We start from the raw sequence: 19514 nt of genomic DNA, 5'->3' as shown, positions 1-19514 counted from the left end.
TACGAGGTGCGTTCGTGATTCCCGAAACCGGGACAGCCCAAACCAGGGCCTACGCCCAAACTGTCACCAACATGCGAAAGTCCGAATAGCCGGCGACAACTCCAGCCTCGGGTGAGCGAGGGTCAGGTACGACTGGTGGCGATAGCTCGACGTCAGGCCAGCACTGGGGCGCTAGGAGTGAAGACCACCGGCATCGCTTCCAAGCCGCTGACGAAGTTTGCCGGTCGCAGTGGCAGGGCATTCTCGTCGGCCAGCCGCAGATCCGGCAGCCGCTCGAGAATCTTGCGCACCATGGTGCTCAACTCCAGCCGCGCCAGCTGGTTACCGAGGCAGAAGTGAGTTCCAAAGCCGAAAGCCAAGTGACTGTTCGGGTTCCGGTCGATACGGAAGTTGTCGGGGTCGCCGAACACCGACTCGTCGAAGTTGGCCGCCTCGAACATCAGCAGCATCTTTTCACCCTGACGTAGCTGCGTGCCATGGAACTCAACGTCACGCATAGCCGTTCGGGCCATATTCTTGACCGGCGAGGTCCAGCGCAGCATCTCCTCGATCGCGCCGGGGATCAGGGCCGGGTCGGCCACCAGGGCCTGCCATTGATCCTTGTGGCGCACAAGCTGTTCGGCGCCCCCCGACAACGTGTGCCGGGTGGTCTCGTCCCCGCCGATCAGAATCAGCAGGGTCTCCATGATGATCTCCTGATCATCCATCCGCTGGCCTTCGACCTCGGAGTTGACCAGGATCGAGAACAAGTCGTCGGTCGGTTCGGCCCGACGCTTGGCGATGGTTTCAGTGGCGTACGCGGAATACCCGGCGAATGCGTCCATGACGGCCTGCAGCGTCTCGGCATCGGCCGCCGAGTTCAACCCGCACACCAGATCGTCGGACCACTTCAACAGCGTTGAGCGTTCTTCGGGCAGCACCCCGAGCATGTCACCGATGACGGCCATGGGCAGCGGAGCGGCGATGTCGCGGACGAAGTCGCACTCCCCTCGCTCGCAAACCGCATCGATGAGCGTGTCACACAGCGTGTCGATGCCGGCGACCTTGTCCATCACCCGTTTGCGGGTGAAGCCGGCGTTGACGAGCTTGCGGCGCAGCAGGTGTCCCGGATCGTCCATATCGATCATGTACGGCATGCCCGGGTTGTCGGGACGGATTCCACCGGTGTTGGAGAACGTTTCCGGGTCGCGCTCGGCGTCGATGACCGCCTGATACGTTGTGGCGGCCGCCAACCCGTTGCGGTCGCGAAACACCGGCTCGTTGGCCCGCATCCAGCGGTACGCCTCGCGTGCGGAACCGTCGGCGTAGAAATTCCCGTCGGTCAGATCAACATTCGGCTTGGCCGGAGCCAGGGTGCCCGTCATCTATTTCCCTCCATACTTCTGTTCACGCGGGGTGTCAAAGCGGATTACAGTGGCCGCATGTCTGATTCGCAGCACACCATTGCCGGCACGGTGCTCACCATGCCGGTGCGGATTCGCAAGGCGGATGTCCACACGGCGATGTTCTCGGTTCCCGCCGACGCCGCGCAGCGACTCATCGACTACAGCGGATTGCAGGTCTGCCAGTTCCGGCCGGGCCGCGCGGTGGTGAACTTGATGCTGGCCCGCTACATCGACGGCGACCTCGGCAAATACCACGAGTTCGGCACGTGCGTGATGGTCAATCCCCCCGGCTCGAACGCCCGGGGTCTGCGGGCCCTCGGCGACGCGGCGGCGTTCATCCACCATCTGCCCGTCGACCAGTCCTTCACGCTGGAGGCCGGTCGCACGATCTGGGGCTTCCCCAAGATCATGGCCGAGTTCAAGGTTCGCGAGACGAACCCGTTCGCCTTCGATGTCAGCGAGGGCGGCTCGCTGATCGCCGGGATGGAATTCCGCCGCGGTGTACCGCTGCCGTCGCTGCGGCCGCGCAGCCAGGTGCTCAAGACCTACACGTTCGCCGAGGGCACCACTCGCGAGGTGCCCTGGGAGATGATCAACTCCGGTCTGCGTTTTCGCCCTGGCGGCGCCACCCTGCGCCTGGGCGATCACCCGTACGCCAAGGAACTGGCCAGCCTCGGGCTGCCGAAGCGCGCAATGGTGTCGGGCTCGGTCGCCAATGTCGAGATGACCTTCGGCGACGCCCACATCCTGCGCTGAGCGCCCGAACGTCATCCGGTCAATCTAAAGCGCAGGCTAGACAACTCGCAAGAAGTGTCTACAAAAGGTCGGCGGCTTCGCGGATCTGCTCGGGGCTCCGAGCACCGATGACCATCATGGTGACCCCGGCGGCTTCCCAGGCCACGATCTGTTTGCGCACATAGTCGATGTCGCCGACGATCGCGGAGTCGTCGACGAGTTCATCGGGGACGGCTTTGGCTGCGTCGTCTTTGCGGTCGCTGCGGAAAAGCCGGGTGACCTCGTCGACGACCTCGGAGTAGCCCATCCGCCGGTAGACGTCGGCATGGAAGTTGGTGTCCTCGGCACCCATTCCGCCCATGTAGAGCGCCAGGTGCGGCTTGATCAGGTCCATGATCGAGGCCCGGTCGTCGGTGATCACGACCTGCGCGGTCGCGCAGATCTCGAAGTCCTCCCGGGACCGGCGCGCTCCCGGACGGGCGAAGCCTTCGTCGAGCCATTCGTTGTACATCGGCGCCAGCCGCGGGGAGTAGAAGATCGGCAGCCAGCCATCGCAGATCTCGGCGGCCAGCGCGACGTTCTTGGGGCCTTCGGCGCCGAGCATGATCGGGATGTCGGCGCGCAGCGGATGCACGATCGGCTTGAGCGGCTTGCCCAGGCCGGTGGTGCCCTCACCGGCCAGCGGCAACGGGTAGTGCGGCCCGGCGCTGGTGACGGGGGCCTGTCGGGCCCAGACCTGACGGATGATGTCGATGTACTCGCGGGTGCGGGCCAACGGCTTGGGGAATTTCTGCCCATACCAACCCTCGACCACCTGGGGTCCGGACACGCCCAGACCCAGGATGTGCCGGCCCCCGGAGAGGTGATCCAGGGTCAGTGACGCCATCGCACATGCGGTCGGGGTACGGGCCGACAGCTGGACCACCGAAGTGCCCAGCCGCATGCGGGTGGTTTCACGGCCCCACCAGGCCAGCGGCGTGAACGCATCCGAGCCCCACGCCTCGGCGGTGAACACCGTGTCGAAGCCGGCTTCCTCGGCCGTCGCCACCAATTCCGCATGGTTGGTCGGAGGTTGTGCGCTCCAGTATCCGAGTTGCAGACCCAGCTTCATCGGTGCCGCCTTTCTGTCCGGGACACGATCCTTGCCACGATTCTTAGAACCTGTTCTACTCGATGCTGTGACCACCAGCCAAAGCAGCCCGGTGCAGATCGACACGCATCAGAAGCCCCTTTCGGCACCGCTGAACCTGTCATTCGACTACACCCGTTCAGTCGGACCACTCCTCGGCCAGTTCTTCACCGCCCTGCGCGGGCGACGCATCCTCGGCGTCCGCGGCTCGGACGGTCGAGTGCTCGTGCCGCCCGCTGAGTATGACCCGGTGACCTACGCACCGCTCACAGAGGTGGTCCCGGTCGCCAGCGTCGGCACAGTGCTGTCGTGGACGTGGCAGTCCGAGCCGCTCGAAGGACAGCCGCTCGACAAACCGTTCGCGTGGGCGCTGATCAAACTCGACGGCGCGGACACGGGTCTGCTGCACGCAGTCGCCGCGGACTCCTCCGACGCGATCGGCACCGGCGCGCGCGTTCATGCGCACTGGGTCGACGAACCGGTGGGCGCCATCACCGATATCGCCTATTTCGTGCTCGGTGACACTGAGGAATCGGTAGAACCGTCCTCTGCACCCGACGGCCGCGAACCGGTGACCATTCAGGTGTCGCCGAGCAGCATCGAGATCCAGCACACCGCATCGCTTCCGGAGAGCGCCTTCCTGCGCGGGCTGGAAGACGGCAAGCTGCTCGGCGCCCGTACCGGGGCCGACGGCAAGGTGTATTTCCCGCCCAAGGAAGCCGATCCGGCCACTGGCCTCGAGCTGGACAACTTCGTCGAGTTGCCCGACAAGGGCACCGTGACGACGTTCGCCATCATCAACATCCCCTTCGCGGGGCAGCGCATCAAGCCGCCGTACGTCGCGGCCTACGTGTTGCTCGACGGCGCCGACATCCCGTTCCTGCATCTGATCCAGGAGATCGACATCGCCGACGTGCGGATGGGCATGCGGGTGCAGGCGGTGTGGAAGCCCCGCGATGAATGGGGTCTCGGCATCGACAACATCGAGTACTTCAAACCGACCGGCGAACCCGACGCCGATTACGACACCTACAAGCACCACCTCTAAAGGGACTCGCCACATGACATTTCGCGATGTAGCGGTCGTCGGCTTCGCCCATGCCCCGCATGTCCGACGCACCGACGGCACCACCAACGGCGTCGAAATGCTGATGCCGTGCTTCCATCGGCTCTACGACGAACTCGGTCTGAAGCAGACCGACATCGGCTTCTGGTGCTCCGGATCGTCGGACTACCTTGCCGGGCGCGCCTTTTCGTTCATCTCGGCAATCGACTCAATCGGGGCGGTACCACCGATCAACGAGTCGCACGTCGAGATGGACGGGGCGTGGGCCCTCTACGAGGCCTACATCAAGATCCTCACCGGGGAGGTCGACACCGCCCTGGTGTACGGCTTCGGCAAGCCCTCGGCGGGCAACCTACGTCGGGTTCTCGCGTTGCAGACCGATCCGTACACGGTCGCGCCGCTGTGGCCCGACTCGGTGTCGATCGCCGGCCTGCAAGCGCGGTTCGGCCTGGACTCGGGCAAATGGACCGAGGAGCAGATGGCCCAGGTCGCGCTGGACTCCTTCGCGGCCGCCCAGCGCGTCGACTCCGAGAAACCCGCCAAGAGCATCGATGAACTGCTATCGCGCCCCTACTTCGCGGATCCGTTACGGCGCCACGATATTGCGCCGATCACCGACGGCGCGTCGGCGATCGTCCTTGCGGCCGGCGACAAAGCCCGCGAGCTGCGTGAGAATCCGGCGTGGATCACCGGTTTCGAGCACCGCATCGAGACTCCGGTGCTCGGCGCGCGTGATCTGACCACGTCGCCCTCGACGGAGACTTCGGCCAGGGCTGCCACCGGCGGGGACGCCGGCTCGATCGAGGTCGCCGAAATCTATGCCCCATTCAGCCACCAGCAGCTGATCCTGGCCGAAGCGATCGGCCTGCCGGCATCTACCAAGATCAACCCGTCGGGCGGCGCGCTGGCGGCCAACCCGATGTTCTCCGCCGGCCTGGAGCGGATCGGCTTCGCCGCCCAGCACATTTTCAACGGCTCGGCCGGGCGTGTGCTGGCGCACGCGACCAGCGGCCCTGCGCTGCAACAGAATATCGTCGCGGTCCTGGAGGGGAAGTAGTCATGGCTAAGAGACTGGCCGCAGTCCTCGGCACGGGGCAGACGAAATACGTCGCCAAACGCAAGGACGTCTCGATGAACGGCCTGGTGCGCGAGGCGATCGACCGCGCGCTGGCGGACTCGGGGTCGACCTTCGACGACATCGACGCCGTCGTCGTCGGCAAGGCACCCGACTTCTTCGAGGGCGTGATGATGCCCGAGCTGTTCATGGCCGACGCTGTCGGCGCGACCGGCAAGCCGTTGATCCGCGTGCACACCGCGGGCTCGGTCGGTGGGTCAACCGCGATCGTCGCCGCGAGCATGGTGCAGTCCGGCAAGTACAAGCGCGTCCTGACCATGGCGTGGGAGAAGCAGTCCGAGTCGAACGCCATGTGGGCGTTGAGCATTCCGGTGCCCTTCACCAAGCCGGTGGGTGCGGGTGCGGGCGGATACTTCGCCCCACACGTGCGTGCCTACATCCGCCGCTCCGGCGCACCCCTCAACATCGGCGCGATCGTGGCCGTCAAGGACCGGCACAACGGCGCCAAGAACCCCCTGGCGCACCTGCACCAGCCCGACATCACCGTGGAGAAGGTGATGCAGTCACCGATGCTGTGGGACCCCATCCGCTACGACGAGACGTGCCCGTCCTCGGATGGCGCGGCAGCCATGGTGATCGGCGACGAGGAAGCCGCCGACGCGCGCGTGGCCGAAGGACATCCCGTCGCCTGGATCCACGCGACCGCGCTGCGCACCGAGCCGCTGGCGTACGCCGGACGCGACCAGGTCAATCCGCAAGCCAGCCGGGATGCGGCCGCCGCATTGTGGAAGGCCGCCGGCATCACGAGCCCGATCGACGAGATCGACGTGGCCGAGGTGTACGTGCCGTTCTCCTGGTACGAGCCGATGTGGCTGGAAAGCCTCGGCTTCGCACCCGAGGGTGAGGGGTGGAAGCTCACCGAGGCCGGCGAGACGGCGATCGGCGGACGGATCCCGTTCAACCCCTCCGGCGGCGTACTCAGCTCGAATCCGATTGGAGCATCCGGCATGATCCGGTTCGCCGAATCGGCGATTCAGGTCATGGGCAAGGCCGGCGGCCACCAGGTCGAAGGCGCGCGCAAGGCGCTGGGCCACGCCTACGGCGGCGGCGCCCAGTACTTCTCGATGTGGGTGGTCAGCTCGGACAAGCCAGCCGCGAAGTGATGCGCCCGACGAGCGCTCGCGCGAGGAGCCGACGATGATGCAGTACACGGTCAGCATCGCATTCAGCCCACTTGACCAGCTCACCGAAATTGCCAAGACGGCAGAGGAACTGGGCTTCGACAACATCGCGCTGCCGGACTCGATCTTCTATTTCGAGGAACAGTCCGTCGACTATCCCTACACCGCCGACGGCAAGCGGATGTTCGACGAGAACTCGCCCTGGGTCGATCCGCTGATCCTCGCGGGTGCACTGGGTGCGGTGACGTCGAAGGTGCGCTTCTACACCAACGTGATGAAGCTCGGTTCGCGCAATCCGCTGCTGCTGGCCCGTCAGGTCGGGTCGGTGGCCAACCTGACCAATAACCGGTTCGGCTTCGGTGTCGGGATCGGCTGGGCTCCTGAGGAATTCGAGTGGTGTGGGGTGCCCTACGCGAAGCGGGGCAAACGCGTCGACGAGATGATCGACGTCATCAAGCTGGTGCTGGCCGGCGGAATGGTCGAGTTCCACGGCGAGTTCTACGATTTCGACCGGCTGCAGATGAGTCCCGCACCGTCGAAGCCGGTGCCGTTCTACGTCGGTGGGCACACCAACGTAGCGCTCAAGCGTGCGGCGCGCGTCGGCGACGGTTGGACCAGCGCGATGATGACCTGCCACCAGCTGGCCGAGACCATCGGCGAACTCAAGAAACTCCTCGCCGAAAACGGCCGCGCGGACGACCCCTTCGAGTACCAGGCCGTCTGCATCGACAAGTTCGGCGTCGACGGCCATCGCGACCTGGTCGAGGCGGGAGTCACCGACTACATCGGCATCCCGTGGGTGTTCGAGGGGCTCGGCTTCGATGCACCGCTGGACAAGAAACTCGACTCGATGAAGCGGTTCGCCGACACCTATATCCATTCGGGCTGGCAGGACTGATGGTGGGAGTGAGTGAGGATTGCAGCGAGGAACGCGCGAGGACCGGAGCGAGCGAGGTAGAGGACTGATGAGCACCGCGGCGCACGAGGCGGGACGGCGCTCTCGCGAAGCGGCGATGGCTCGCGACAAAGAGGCCTGGCTGGCGGTGTTCGCCGACGATGCGATCGTGGAGGACCCCATCGGCCCATCGCATTTCGACCCCGACGGCAAGGGCCACCGTGGGAAGGACGCGATCGCGAAGTTCTACGACATGGCGATCGCGCCGAGCAAGCTCACCTTCCACTTCGAGAAGACCTACCAGTGCGGCGACGAGGAAGCCAACGTCGGCCACATCGTGATCGAGTCCAGCGGCTACCGGGTGGTGGCCGAGGGCGTGTTCACCTACCGGGTCAACGCCGAGGGCAAGATCGTGGCGCTGCGCGCGTACTGGGAACTCGACAAGGCCGCCGCCAGCGCAGAGAAGATCTGAAACCAAGATCTCGCGCCGAGATCGGCGTTAGCGTGTGCGCTCCTTGCACTTTCCCGCGCCGGCGTCGATCTCGATGCGAATACGGTGTGCACTGCGGTGAGCGCACGCCCCCAGTAGAGCTGTCTTGCTCCTCCTCCGCCTCGTCCCTCGGCGGCATCGTCGACTCGACGCCCTAGATCTCCTCGAACCCCGCCAGGTAACGCTGGGCGAGATCCTGGTACGCCTTGGGATTGAGGTTCACCCACACCTGGGCACCAGTTCCGGCGATCGGACCCCTGACCTTGGCGGGCGATCCGGTGACCAGCACCTCGGCCGGGATATGGGTGCCACCGACGACCAGCGAGTGCGCGGCGATCATGCTGCGGGCGCCGATCACCGCGCCGTCGAGCACCGTGCAATGGTTGGCGATCAGCGCCTCCGCACCGACGTGAACGCCGTGAATGGTGCACATATGCGCGATGGTGGCCCCGGGCCCGACGTCGACCGGGATGCCCGGCGGGGCGTGCAGCACCGACCCGTCCTGCACGTTGGCGCCCTCTCGGATCACGATCGGCGCATAGTCCCCCCGCAGTACCGCGTTGAACCACACCGATGCGCCGGCCTGGACGGTGACGTCCCCGATGAGCACGGCAGTCGGTGCCACGAACGCGGTGGGATCCACCCGGGGCGAACGACCCTCGAACGAATACATCGGCATCGTTCACATATACCGCACGTCAGGTGGGTAATCCGCAGGTAGTGCTGCTGAAGATTGCGCGATCCGACGTCAAAACTGTAACGTGTTCTAGTTAGAGGCCACAAATGGAAGGGCGCGAGGTGACTAGCGGTATTCGCGAGATCGACACCGGAACCCTGCCGGACCGGTATGCCAGGGGCTGGCACTGCCTGGGACCGGTCAACGACTATCTGAACGGCAAGCCGCACCCGATCAACGCGTTCGGGACGAAACTGGTGGCTTTCGCCGATTCCCACGGTGACGTGCACGTCCTGGACGCCTACTGCCGCCACCTGGGCGGGGACCTGTCCCAGGGCACCGTCAAGGATGACGCGCTGGCCTGCCCGTTCCATGATTGGCGCTGGGGCGGCGACGGCCGCTGCCGCTTGGTGCCCTACGCCAAGCGCACCCCGCGGCTGGCCCGCACCCGCTCCTGGGAGACCGACGTGCGAAGCGGACTCCTGTTCGTCTGGCACGACCACGAGGGCAATCCCCCGCAGCCCGAGGTGCGCATTCCGGAGATCCCGGAGTACGCCGGCGGTGAGTGGACCGAGTGGAAGTGGAACTCGATGCTGATCGAGGGCTCCAACTGCCGCGAAATCGTCGACAACGTGACCGACATGGCGCACTTCTTCTACATCCACTTCGGCCTGCCGACGTACTTCAAGAACGTCTTCGAGGGCCATATCGCCTCCCAGTACCTGCACAACGTCGGCCGCCCCGATGTGGTGCTGGGCGGTTCGGCCTACACCGAGTCTCATCTGGATTCGGAGGCGTCGTACTTCGGGCCGTCGTTCATGATCAACTGGCTGCACAACAACTATGGCGGCTACAAGGCCGAGTCGATCCTGATCAACTGCCATTACCCGGTGACTCAGGACTCGTTCATGCTGCAGTGGGGCGTGATCGTCGAGAAGCCCAAGGGCATGGACGAGTCGATGAGCGAGAAGCTCTCGGACGCGATGGTCGCCGGCGTCAGCAAGGGCTTCCTCCAAGACGTCGAGATCTGGAAGCACAAGACCCGCATCGACAACCCGCTGCTCGTCGAGGAAGACGGGGCGGTGTACCAGATGCGTCGGTGGTATCAGCAGTTCTACGTCGACGTGGCCGATGTGACCGCCGACATGACCGACCGCTTCGAGCTCGAGGTCGACACCGCACCGGCCAACGAGAAGTGGCAGGTGGAGGTTCAGGAGAACCTCAAGAAGCAGGCTGATTCTGAAGGACAGCCGACCCAGGTGTGAACATGAGCCCCGAGGAACTCCCCGACGTCGATGATCTGGCGCGGTCCATGCTCCAGCTGCTCGGCGTGCACGAGCACGCCGAATCGCACGATCACGACGACGACGGCGCGCCCGGATCATGGTCCAAGGCACCTGATTTCGCCTCTGACCCGCAGCGCGCAGCCGCGATGCACGAGGCCACCCGGCAGGATCGCGAGCGCTACCTGTCTGCCGGTCTCGCCGACGTCGACTGCAGGTACTGCCACGTCTCGGTGAAGGTCAAGAAGCTCGGCGCCGCGCACACCGCGGTGCAGTGGAGCAGCGAAGCCCAGCAGCGCTGCGCCTACTTCGCCGAGATCCGCGAGTCGGGCGGCTCCAGTGCCCGCACCCGGTCCTGCCCGAGGCTGTCGGACAGCATCAGGCACGCGGTGGCAGAAGGGTGTCTGGAGGAGTACTCCAGCGCCCCCGCCCCCGGCGACGGCTAGAGTCTCTCCGCCCAAACCGACGTTAGGCTGCGAAAGTGCGAGTAGATCACGACATTTCGTCGATCTCGGCGCGGCTCACAGCCCTTTGAAGCGCTCCTTCACCTGCTCCTCGGTCAGACCATAATCGGCCAGCGAGTAGGTGTGCTTGGGCGCCCGCGGCCCCTGCTTGCTCTCCTCGTCGGTGCGCCGGACCGCCGCTCGCGCCGAATCCGTCATCTCAATGCCGAAGTGCGAGTAGATGTTCTCCACAGTGCGGATCGGCTCGCGGATGAGCTCGAAGTAGTCCAAGTCGTAGAACTGCGCCGGATTCTGCTTGGCGCGTACGGCGTTGAACTGCTCCAGCCCACGCGACCACGTCTCCAGCGAATCGGCCCCGATGACGTCTCCGGTGAACGTGTTCGACCAGCCCGCAGTGGTGTGCTGCGCCAGCGAGCACATGGATGCCATGATCGTTTCGGCTGGCCGGTGACACTGCACGATCAGAGCGTCGGGGTAGACGGCGAAAACCGCGTCCAGCGCAAACAAGTGACTGGGATTCTTGAGCACCCAACGCTTTTCGGGGTCATTGAGCCCGATCAGCTGCAGGTTCTTGCGATGCCGTTGGTAGGATTTGGTCCAGTCTTGCCGAGAAAGCCACTGCGAGTAGGTCGGCACGTGCGCGAGCGTCTCGTAGGACACCGAGTGCAGCGACTGCCGCAGCAGCTGCCAGCACTCCTCCACCTCGTCGGCGGTCATGTAGTGCAGTCCGGTGTAGTCCGGATTCTCCTCGTGGGCCTTGCTGAACTGAGCGTCGATCTGCTGGAAGACCGGGTTGTCCTTCCAGCTCTCGCGCGGCGGTCGCGGCTGCGGGAATTCGGCCAGCCACAGTTCCAGCCCTTGGTGCGACGGGTCGGCGGTGAGCAGTCGGTGAATCGCGGTGGTGCCGGTACGCGGCAGGCCCGTAACGAAGATAGGTCGCTCGATCGGCAGGTCGAGGTGTTCGGGGTACTGCTTGAAGGCAGCCTCCGAAACAAGCCTGGCCACCAACGCATTTCGCACGAAGAACCGGTGCATCTTGCTGCCGAGTTCGGTGAGATCGGCGTCCTCGCGGAACGATGTGAGCAGGACATCGAGGGCTTCTAGATAGTTGTCGTCGTTGACGCCGAAATCGTCCATCCCGGTGGCCTTGACGGCCGAAGCGAGCAGGCTCTCGACGCTGAGAAAGTCCGAACTCATCAGTTGTGATACTCCCCGCAGTTCACGTCCAGCGTCTGGCCGGTGATGCCGCTGGACAGATCGCTGGCCATGAACAGGATCGCCGAGGCCACCTCGTCTTCAGTGGGCAACCGCTTCAGATCGCTGTTGACCGCGGCCGCGTTGTAGATCTCGTCGACCGTCGTCCCGTACTTGCCGGCCTGGTGCTCGAAATAGCCCTGTAGAGTGCCGCCCCAAATATAGCCGGGCAGAACCGAGTTCACCCGGATTCCTTGCCCTCCGAGCTCACTTGCCAGCGACTGCGACATGGCCAGCAGCGCCGCCTTGGCCATCTTGTAGGCGCCCTGCTTGGGATCGGAATGCCGCAACACCATCGAGTTGACATTGACGACCGAACCCTTGGCCTCTGTCAGTACCGGCGTGAATCCCTGGATCAACCGCAACGCGCCGAGCACGGTGAGCTCGATGGTCTCCCGGATGTGGTCGAAGCTGGTCTTGGCGAATGGCTTCATCGACGGCACCTTGAACGCGTTGTTGATCAGAACGTCGACCTTGCCATAGGCAGCCAATGTCTCCTTGACCAGATTTTCGACCTGCGCCTCGTCGGTGATGTCGGTGCCCACCGCCAGCGCGCGCCGGCCAAGGTCGGTGACCTGCTTGGCCACATCGTCCAGACGCCCGACCGTCCGCGCCGCCAGCACCAGGTCGGCACCCTCCTCGGCACATCGGCGCGCCAGCGTGGTTCCCAACGCCGGACCGACGCCACTGATCACGACGACCTTGTTCTCGAGCAGACCGGCCATGTGCTATCCCACCATCCTGTTGCCAATTAGTTTCTGACGCAGCGCGATTCGCTCCCGCCAGTCGTCCTCAGAGATCTTGTTCTGCTCGAAGTACGGCAGCTTGCCCGCCACCGCGTCGAGGTTGACGAGCTCCAGGGCGGGGCCGTCGGCCTCGGTCAGTTCCCGGGATACCCGCTGCCAACGGAACTGCAGGTATCCCTTGCGGTGCCCGAGCGTCTCGACCCAGTTCGCCACCCCGGGGTTCTGCTCGGCGACGACGATACGGATCTTCCCGTCCGGATCGGCCTGCGCCTGGGTGCCGTTCAGCGAGGTCTGGTGGTTGATGTAGTCCAGGGAGATGTACCAGAGGCTGCCGAGCTGGAACCCGAGATACGGAGCGTCGGTGACCGGCAACGTGATGACAAGAGCCTGATCGGGCGCGAGGTCGTAATGCCCCACCGAGGAATACTGAGTCGCCAGACCACCCGGTGTCAGCCGGGGTGCGGTCAGCGTGTTGACCGGCAGGTTGTCGTAGAACCACCTCGGGAACTGCAGCCAGGTCTTGACTCGCTGCACCAACTGTTTGCCCGCTGTCGCCCAGCGCTTTTCGATGAGCTCCTTGGTCAGTGGCGGCGGCGCGGTGCCGACAGTATCGGTCCGGGCGATCGCGAAGCTGCCGCGCTGGGCGGACCAGTCGTTATAGACCTCGCGAATGACCAACTGCGCGTTGGTATCCGGGGTGAAGCGCCATTCAAAGGTACCGTCTGCGGCGATGTCCAGCCTACGGTCGTCGAACGCCGTTTCGCTGTCCGGAACGACCTCGTCGGTGTACTCGCCACCGAGCAGCTGGAAACTCACGTCGGTCGTGGTTCCGCGCTTGCCGGTGACAACGTACTCGTGGCCGGCCACCACCCTGGTGCCGAAGTACATGGTGTCCGGGTTGTCCAGCCCCATCTTCGTGAATGGTCCGGTGCCCGAGTGCAGGAACGGATGGTCACGGTCGTAGTCGAAGGCGACGTGTGTGCAGGCCGCGACGCAGCCCGCCAGATACTGCAGCCCCTCCAGCAGGTCGGCCTCGGTCTCGATGAAGTGAGCTTCGGAGACCAGTCGTTCGGACTCGGCAATGGCGTCCAGTAGTGGCTGGGTATACATCGACTGCCTCACGTTTCAATATTGGACCGTACCGGTACGTTTCTCGGACTGAGATTAGAACGCGTTCTAGTCTCAGTCAACCGAGTTAGTGGTCCATATCTGGACCACTGGGGTAGGATTCTGCAATGCCGGACGGTTCCACTTCTGGTCGATCATCTCCCCCCACGCAGCGCGTAGTGGCGATTCTGGATTTTCTCGCCAAGCACCCGCAGGATCGTTTCGGGCTTTCGGAGCTCTCCCGCCGACTGGGCCTGGCCAAGCCGACCTGCCTGGGCATCGTCACGACCCTGACCGACTCGGGTTACCTGGTACGCGACGCCGCCGACAAGACCTATCGACTCGGACCGAGCCTGATCACCCTGGGCCACCTGGCGCAGGAATCGCTGCGGGTCAATCCGGCGGCGCGCGCCGAACTCACCCGTCTGTCGAAGGCCTTGGACACCACCGCGGCGCTGTCCGCTGTTGTCGACGACCGGATCACCCTGTTGGAACTGGTCGGCCCGCCCGGCTCCGACGTCGGGGTCCGCGTCGGGCAGAGCTACCCGTTCGCCCCGCCGGTCGGTCTGATGTTCGTGCTGTGGGACGACGAGGCACTGCGCAGCTGGCTGGAGAGGTCCCCGACCATTCCGCTGCGCACCGAGACGCAGCGGTTGGACCGCGTCATCGCCGAATGCCGGGCGGCCGGCTACCTCGTCGAGCGGCTCACCCCCGCCGGCCGGCGGCTCTACTCACTGATGGCGGGCATGTCGAGCACCCTGCCGGACGAACTGCGCGCGCTGCTGGGCGAGTTGATCTCCGACATCGGCGAACGGGTCTACCTGCGCAGCGAGGCCGAGGGGGCCCGCCAGCGCCACGACGTCAGCGTCATCTCCGCCCCGGTCTACGACCACCACCACCGGCAGGCGATGGTGGCGTCGCTTCAGATCGGACGGGCACTTACCGACTCCGAGATCGCCAAGCACGCGCGTAGCTTGATCGCTACCGCCGACACGCTGACCGCGCAGCTAGGCGGCACCAAACCGCAGTGGTGACTACAGCTCGCCGATGACGACTGGTGGCGACGCCTCAACTTCGGTGCGCCCCAATCAGCGCCATTGCAGTAGGAGGTTCTTGTCAAGGAGACAGGTGAATAGCCGCCCCGGTTGTGGTACCGGGGCGGACTTCTCTTGGTCGATGTCGGTCCGGTTGCGACGTTCGTTGTTCAACGACGGTGGGGACCGAGCCTGCGGCGTTCCCTGGTGGCCCAGCGTCGCACTCGGTCAGGCGCCAGCGGTCCGCCGTGCCCGACGTAGACCGCGACGGGGTCGTGGGCCAGGGCCGCTTCGAGGCTGGCGAGGTTCAGAAGGCGATCATGATGAAACGGCGGGTTGGCCGGTCGCCTGGTGATCGTGCCCAGGAAGGAGCCTGCGATCATGTCCGCGGCGATCAGCTCGCCCCCAGCGGTCAGGACCGATAGCGAACCCGGGGTGTGGCCCGGCGTGACCAGAATCTGCGCGGCGACACCAAAGCTGCGCAACGACATTGGGCCGTCCAGGATGATGTCGGGCGTAAACGGTTGGGTGGATTCGTGGATGGGCGGCAGCTTGGCGAATAGCCGCCCGAACAATCCCGTCGGTCGGAGCGTGTCCGCGAGGCTGCGGCCGGAGACATACGCGCGCACATCGTCACGGTGCGCCAGGATCGGGGCGTCGAGTTCCTGGCGGAGGTACGCCGCGGAACCGAAATGATCGATGTGTCCATGGGTGACGACGATGGCCGAGACCTCGGCCGGTCCCAGGCCGTAATCGGCCAGTGCGGCCATGATTTTCGGTCCGGAGCCGGGGACGCCGGCGTCGACCAGTACCGCCCGGTCGCCGGTCAGGACGAAGGCGTTGACGTTGCCGCGCCCCAGCACAGAAATGGTCTGCACCGCAGTGGTGCTCATGGGCGGTGACCGCCTGGTTCGATCTGGGCTTGGGGTTGATCGTTCCACCCCGCATGGTCCACGAGATCGAACCAGGTCAGGGTTGTCGCTGGGGCATGGTGCAGGTGGTACAGGTGGTGCGGGAAGGTCAGCGGCGGACCCTTCATCGGATTGACCTCGACCTGTCGGGCGATGACCGCGGCCAGCGCGTAGCCGAGGTCGTGGCGGGGCCAGGAGGCGTGGACCCGATCGGCGAATCCCGGCCGCAGAAGATCGCGTTGATGTCCGATGACGTCTGCCGAGATGCCCATCTGGGATATCGCTGGGATGGGACCGAATCGGTGGGCCAGACCGACGCTGGTGTGCAATGCGACCGCCTGCCACACGGTATCGACACGGGATTCGGCCACCCCGCGCGACCGCAAGAAGGCCGCGGCTGCGTCGGCGCCGTCGACCTCGAACCGCTGGTCGCCGTTGCCATGCTCGGTGGCACCTAGATCGTGCAGCATGCAGCTCAGGAACAGCAGTTCGTCGTCGTAATCGGCGCCTGGGGACAGCCGCTGCGCGCCGGCGAGGTGCCGGGCGAACAGGTAGCTGCGGACGCAATGGTGCGCAACGAATTCGGGTGACACGTCGTAGACGAAGTCCTTTGCTGCAGAACAGATGTCCGGGTCCGGCAAGGCGAGTTCATGATCCAGCAGGTGGGGCACGGTTGTTCCTTCGGTCGTGGTCTGACCTGACAGTGCCGGATCCGCTGGATCTGCACCAGTGGCTAGATGGACTAATACTGCTAAAATCTAGCCACATGATCATCGGGGTGTTGGCGATCGACGACGTGGTCGGCTACGAGCTGATGATTCCCGGGCAGATATTCGGGATGGCCAACATCGCCGCAGCCGAATCGACCGATGTCGATTGGGGCAGTGCCGGGCGGCGGACGTCGCCGTTCGAGGTCCGGCTCTGCGGTCGGCGCTCGTCGGTGAACACCGCCGCCGACTTCGGCATGGTGAACATCCGAACACCATTCGGATTGGATGGTCTCGATGATGCCGACCTGGTGATCGTTCCGGGTACCGGCAACTTCCTCGAAAGCCCGCAACCGCAGGTGCTTTCGACGCTCTCCGACATCGCCGGCAGGGGAGCGCGGGTGGCCTCCTTCTGCGTGGGCGCATTCACGCTGGCCGCGGCCGGCCTGCTCGACGGCCGCCGAGCCACCACGCACTGGCAGTTCGCGGGCGAGTTTGCACGCCGCTATCCCCGCGTGGACATCGACCCCCGGCTACTGTTCATCGACGAAGGCCCGGTCCTGACCTCAGCCGGAGTGTCGTCGGGAATCGACCTGTGCTTACACGTGATTCGTCAAAATTGCGGGCCCGAGTTGGCCAGACGTACCGCGCGCCGAGTGGTCGTATCGGCCTGGCGCGACGGTGGTCAGGCACAGTACATGGAGAATCCCGGCTCAGCCGACACCGAATATCCGCCGCTGCAACGCACTGTCGACTGGATGCGCGAGAACTCGCTGATGGCGCTGGACCTGCAGGCCATCGCCGACCACGCAGCCATCAGCGTGCGTTCCCTCAACCGCCAGTTCCGCGAACACTTCGGCACTACGCCGATGGGGATGCTCACCACCATCCGCGTTGACCGATCTCGGCGACTGCTCGAGACCACCACCCTGCCGATGGAACAGATCGCCACCCAAGCCGGATTCGGCTCGTATGCCTCATTGCGCTACCACTTCCTCCGGTCGGTCGGGATATCCCCCCAGAAGTATCGACAGACCTACGCCGTCACGCGCTGAACTGTCCGCTGCTTCGACCACAGAAGGCCAGAAGCGCCTCTCAGTTGCTGTCACGCAGGATCAGCACAGTGCGAATGCCCGCTTGAAATCCCGGCCATGCTCCTGCAACCGCGCCAACCTGACCTCGCGCAGACCGAAATCTCACGACGTTACACCGGGCGACCGAATCGGTGGCATTGAAAGAAGCGTCGCGCGTCCCTGCACCGGTGCTACCCGACGTCAACTGGTGGCCGCGAGCACCAGCGGCAGCACCGCGGGAGCGCCGGACGCCCTGACCACCCGTGCGGCCATCGTCAGCGTCCACCCGGTATCGGTGACATCGTCGACGAGCAGCAGCGGTCCACCCACCGCCGCAACGGCTGCCGGATCCAACGCCGACCAAGCCCCGTTGAGGGCGGCGACCCGATAGGCGGAGTTGGCCGCGCTGACAGGCCGGTGCCCCACCGCATACCGCAGCACGCCCAGGTCGGTCAACCTGCCCAGCCGGGCCAGTTTACGAGCCAGGGACGCGATCAGGATCGGATGCGTATCCGAGTCCAGCGCCAGCACCGCGGTCGGACGGGTCTGCCAACCCCAGGCGGCAAGCACCTTGACGGCCGCCTGCACCACATCCGCCGGCACCTCACCGTCCGGTTCGTCCAGCAAGCGTCGCAAGCGCGGCCCCCAGCCCAGGTCGGTCAGCCGACCGACCGCCCGGCCCGGCTCGGGGCCGTCGCCGATGCGACCGCTGAGGCTTACGCCCAACTTCCCCAGCCCCGACGGCCACTGCTTGCGCGGGGTGATCTCGATGCCGGACCGCATCAGGCGCTCCTGGACGAGCGCCACCGCATCATCGTTCACCGCGGCCCCGAAGCGAGCACCGGCGCAGTTGTCGCACCGACCGCATCGTTCGCCGTCGCTCAGATCGGGATCGTCGAGCTGCCTGCGCAGGAACGCCATTCGGCACTCGTTGGTGCTCTGATAGTCCAGCATCGCCTGCTGTTCTCGACGGCGAGCCTCGTCGAGCTGGCGGTAGCGGGCCTCGTCGTAATCCCACGGTTGGCCGGTGGCAAGCCAGCCGCCTTTGACCCGCCGCACCGCACCGTCGACGTCGAGCACCTTCAGCACCATCTCCAGCCGGGTCCGGCCCAGATCCACCAGCGGCTCCAAGGCGGGTGTCGACAGCGGACGGTCGGACTCAAGTTCACGAATCACGCTGCGCACCATGGACTCCGACGGAAACGCCACCGACGCGAAGTAGCGCCAGACATCCTGATCCTCACGACCGGGCAACAGCACCACCTCGGCGCTGTCCGTCGCGCGGCCCGCGCGACCGACCTGTTGGTAGTACGCGATCGGCGACGAGGGCGCGCCGAGGTGCACGACGAATCCCAGATCCGGTTTGTCGAAACCCATCCCCAGCGCCGAGGTGGCGATCAGCGCCTTGACCCGGTTGCTCAGCAGGTCCGCCTCGAGTTGTTCCCGCTCAGCGGTTTCCGTCGAACCCGTATACGCGGCTACCTCATACCCACGCTCGCGCAGCAGCGCCGCCACATCGTGCGCCTGGCCGACGGTCAGCGTGTAGACGATTCCGGAACCCGGCAGCGAAGCCAGGTGCTCGGCAAGCCAGGCCGTGCGCTGAGCACCGCCGCCAGCCTGGACCACCGACAACCTCAACGACTCACGGTCGAGCCCACCGCGCAACACCAGCGTGTCCCGGCCACCGACACCGAGCTGGGCCGCGACGTCGTTGACGACACGATCGTTGGCGGTGGCGGTGGTCGCCAAAACCGGTACGTCCGAGCCGAGTTCGGCGATCAACGTTCGGATGCGCCGATAGTCGGGCCGGAAGTCGTGGCCCCAGTCCGAGACGCAGTGGGCCTCGTCGACCACCACCAGCCCGGCGTCGGCGGCAAGTGCCGGCAAGACGGTGTCGCGAAACTCCGGGTTGTTCAACCGTTCCGGGCTGACCAGCAGGACATCAAGGTCACCGCTGATGATTCGCTGGTGGATCTCGTCCCACTCGGTGACATTGCCGGAGTTGATGGTGGCCGCGCGAACGCCCGCGCGCTGCGCGGCGGCAACCTGGTTGCGCATCAACGCCAGCAGAGGCGACACGATGACTGTGGCACCATTGCCCAGCTCGCGCAGCAGCTTGGCGGCGATGAAGTACACCGCAGACTTGCCCCATCCGGTGCGCTGGACGACGAGCGCCTGTCGCCGCCGCACCACCAGAGCTTCGATCGCCGTCCACTGATCGTCGCGGAGTCGGGCCGTCGGCCCGGCCAGCTGCTCGAGGATCGTCTGTGCGTCGGCTCGCGTAGTCACGCCTCCATCGTGCC

The 19514-nt window shown here is 65.3% G+C and carries 19 protein-coding genes; 10 read left to right on the top strand and 9 right to left on the bottom strand.

All coding sequences use genetic code 11. The features are described from left to right. Positions 1 to 152: 152 nt before the first annotated feature. Positions 153 to 1364: a cytochrome P450 gene (locus ORI27_RS00730; RefSeq protein WP_265994702.1), complete on the bottom strand. Its 1212-nt coding sequence runs from the start codon at positions 1362 to 1364 to the stop codon at positions 153 to 155. Positions 1365 to 1421: 57 nt separating this feature from the next. Here ORI27_RS00730 and ORI27_RS00725 point away from each other — a divergent pair, with 57 nt between their 5' ends. Further along, positions 1422 to 2141 (top strand): acetoacetate decarboxylase family protein, encoded by a 720-nt coding sequence (locus ORI27_RS00725; RefSeq protein ID WP_265994703.1) that lies wholly within the window; start codon positions 1422 to 1424, stop codon positions 2139 to 2141. Positions 2142 to 2199: 58 nt separating this feature from the next. Here ORI27_RS00725 and ORI27_RS00720 read toward each other — a convergent pair whose 3' ends face one another. After that, the gene (locus tag ORI27_RS00720; protein WP_265994704.1) at positions 2200 to 3231 is read right to left on the bottom strand and encodes an LLM class F420-dependent oxidoreductase; all 1032 of its coding nucleotides are present in this window, start codon (positions 3229 to 3231) and stop codon (positions 2200 to 2202) included. A 67-nt stretch (positions 3232 to 3298) separates the two neighbouring features. Between ORI27_RS00720 and ORI27_RS00715 the strand changes: the two genes are divergently transcribed. The 5 genes from ORI27_RS00715 to ORI27_RS00695 all read left to right on the top strand — a co-directional run bounded on the left by ORI27_RS00715 (position 3299) and on the right by ORI27_RS00695 (position 7938). Further along, positions 3299 to 4297 carry a Zn-ribbon domain-containing OB-fold protein gene (locus ORI27_RS00715; protein ID WP_265994705.1) on the top strand — a complete coding sequence of 333 codons (999 nt, stop codon included), beginning with the start codon at positions 3299 to 3301 and terminating at the stop codon, positions 4295 to 4297. Positions 4298 to 4310: 13 nt separating this feature from the next. Next, positions 4311 to 5372: a thiolase domain-containing protein gene (locus tag ORI27_RS00710; RefSeq protein WP_265994706.1), complete on the top strand. Its 1062-nt coding sequence runs from the start codon at positions 4311 to 4313 to the stop codon at positions 5370 to 5372. A 2-nt stretch (positions 5373 to 5374) separates the two neighbouring features. Continuing rightward, positions 5375 to 6553 carry a thiolase domain-containing protein gene (locus ORI27_RS00705; RefSeq protein ID WP_265994707.1) on the top strand — a complete coding sequence of 393 codons (1179 nt, stop codon included), beginning with the start codon at positions 5375 to 5377 and terminating at the stop codon, positions 6551 to 6553. Between the two features lie 37 nt (positions 6554 to 6590). Further along, on the top strand, positions 6591 to 7469 hold the full coding sequence (locus ORI27_RS00700) for a TIGR03619 family F420-dependent LLM class oxidoreductase (RefSeq protein ID WP_265994862.1): 879 nt from the start codon (positions 6591 to 6593) through the stop codon (positions 7467 to 7469). 67 nt (positions 7470 to 7536) lie between these two features. Then, the gene (locus tag ORI27_RS00695; protein WP_265994708.1) at positions 7537 to 7938 is read left to right on the top strand and encodes a nuclear transport factor 2 family protein; all 402 of its coding nucleotides are present in this window, start codon (positions 7537 to 7539) and stop codon (positions 7936 to 7938) included. 172 nt (positions 7939 to 8110) lie between these two features. Here the strand turns inward: ORI27_RS00695 and ORI27_RS00690 are convergent, their stop codons facing one another. Beyond that, entirely contained in the window at positions 8111 to 8635 is a 525-nt protein-coding gene (locus ORI27_RS00690; RefSeq protein WP_265994709.1) for a gamma carbonic anhydrase family protein, read from the bottom strand. A gap of 119 nt (positions 8636 to 8754) precedes the next feature. Here ORI27_RS00690 and ORI27_RS00685 point away from each other — a divergent pair, with 119 nt between their 5' ends. Then, positions 8755 to 9897, top strand: a complete 1143-nt coding sequence (locus tag ORI27_RS00685; RefSeq protein WP_266073855.1) for a Rieske 2Fe-2S domain-containing protein — start codon at positions 8755 to 8757, stop codon at positions 9895 to 9897. Between the two features lie 2 nt (positions 9898 to 9899). Beyond that, positions 9900 to 10361, top strand: coding sequence for a hypothetical protein (locus ORI27_RS00680; protein WP_265994711.1), 462 nt, complete (start codon positions 9900 to 9902; stop codon positions 10359 to 10361). 75 nt (positions 10362 to 10436) lie between these two features. On the opposite strand, the gene ORI27_RS00675 is transcribed toward ORI27_RS00680, so the two are convergent. From ORI27_RS00675 to ORI27_RS00665, 3 genes are read right to left on the bottom strand one after another with little or no spacing between them, the layout of a single operon-like run. Then, positions 10437 to 11576 carry a sulfotransferase family protein gene (locus ORI27_RS00675; RefSeq protein WP_265994712.1) on the bottom strand — a complete coding sequence of 380 codons (1140 nt, stop codon included), beginning with the start codon at positions 11574 to 11576 and terminating at the stop codon, positions 10437 to 10439. Next, the gene (locus ORI27_RS00670; protein WP_265994713.1) at positions 11576 to 12358 is read right to left on the bottom strand and encodes an SDR family oxidoreductase; all 783 of its coding nucleotides are present in this window, start codon (positions 12356 to 12358) and stop codon (positions 11576 to 11578) included. The genes ORI27_RS00675 and ORI27_RS00670 overlap by 1 nt, the downstream gene beginning before the upstream one ends. A gap of 3 nt (positions 12359 to 12361) precedes the next feature. Further along, the gene (locus ORI27_RS00665; protein ID WP_265994863.1) at positions 12362 to 13489 is read right to left on the bottom strand and encodes a hypothetical protein; all 1128 of its coding nucleotides are present in this window, start codon (positions 13487 to 13489) and stop codon (positions 12362 to 12364) included. A 125-nt stretch (positions 13490 to 13614) separates the two neighbouring features. Between ORI27_RS00665 and ORI27_RS00660 the strand changes: the two genes are divergently transcribed. Then, complete coding sequence (locus ORI27_RS00660; RefSeq protein WP_265994714.1) at positions 13615 to 14520, top strand: IclR family transcriptional regulator; 906 nt, start codon at positions 13615 to 13617, stop codon at positions 14518 to 14520. A 170-nt stretch (positions 14521 to 14690) separates the two neighbouring features. On the opposite strand, the gene ORI27_RS00655 is transcribed toward ORI27_RS00660, so the two are convergent. Both ORI27_RS00655 and ORI27_RS00650 read right to left on the bottom strand, forming a co-directional pair. Next, on the bottom strand, positions 14691 to 15413 hold the full coding sequence (locus ORI27_RS00655; protein ID WP_265994715.1) for an MBL fold metallo-hydrolase: 723 nt from the start codon (positions 15411 to 15413) through the stop codon (positions 14691 to 14693). After that, a complete protein-coding gene (locus tag ORI27_RS00650; protein ID WP_265994716.1) occupies positions 15410 to 16102 on the bottom strand; it encodes an HD domain-containing protein in 693 nt (230 codons plus the stop codon). Before ORI27_RS00650 ends, ORI27_RS00655 begins: the two co-directional genes overlap by 4 nt. A 95-nt stretch (positions 16103 to 16197) precedes the next feature. Here ORI27_RS00650 and ORI27_RS00645 point away from each other — a divergent pair, with 95 nt between their 5' ends. Continuing rightward, positions 16198 to 17193 (top strand): GlxA family transcriptional regulator, encoded by a 996-nt coding sequence (locus ORI27_RS00645; protein ID WP_265994717.1) that lies wholly within the window; start codon positions 16198 to 16200, stop codon positions 17191 to 17193. Between the two features lie 219 nt (positions 17194 to 17412). Here ORI27_RS00645 and ORI27_RS00640 read toward each other — a convergent pair whose 3' ends face one another. Further along, a complete protein-coding gene (locus tag ORI27_RS00640) occupies positions 17413 to 19500 on the bottom strand; it encodes a RecQ family ATP-dependent DNA helicase (RefSeq protein ID WP_265994718.1) in 2088 nt (695 codons plus the stop codon). Positions 19501 to 19514: the final 14 nt, after the last annotated feature.

It is taken from the genome of Mycobacterium pinniadriaticum (genome assembly GCF_026242045.1).
GTDB classification, from domain to species: Bacteria; Actinomycetota; Actinomycetes; order Mycobacteriales; family Mycobacteriaceae; genus Mycobacterium; species Mycobacterium pinniadriaticum.
This window is presented reverse-complemented; position numbering and strand designations above follow the sequence as displayed.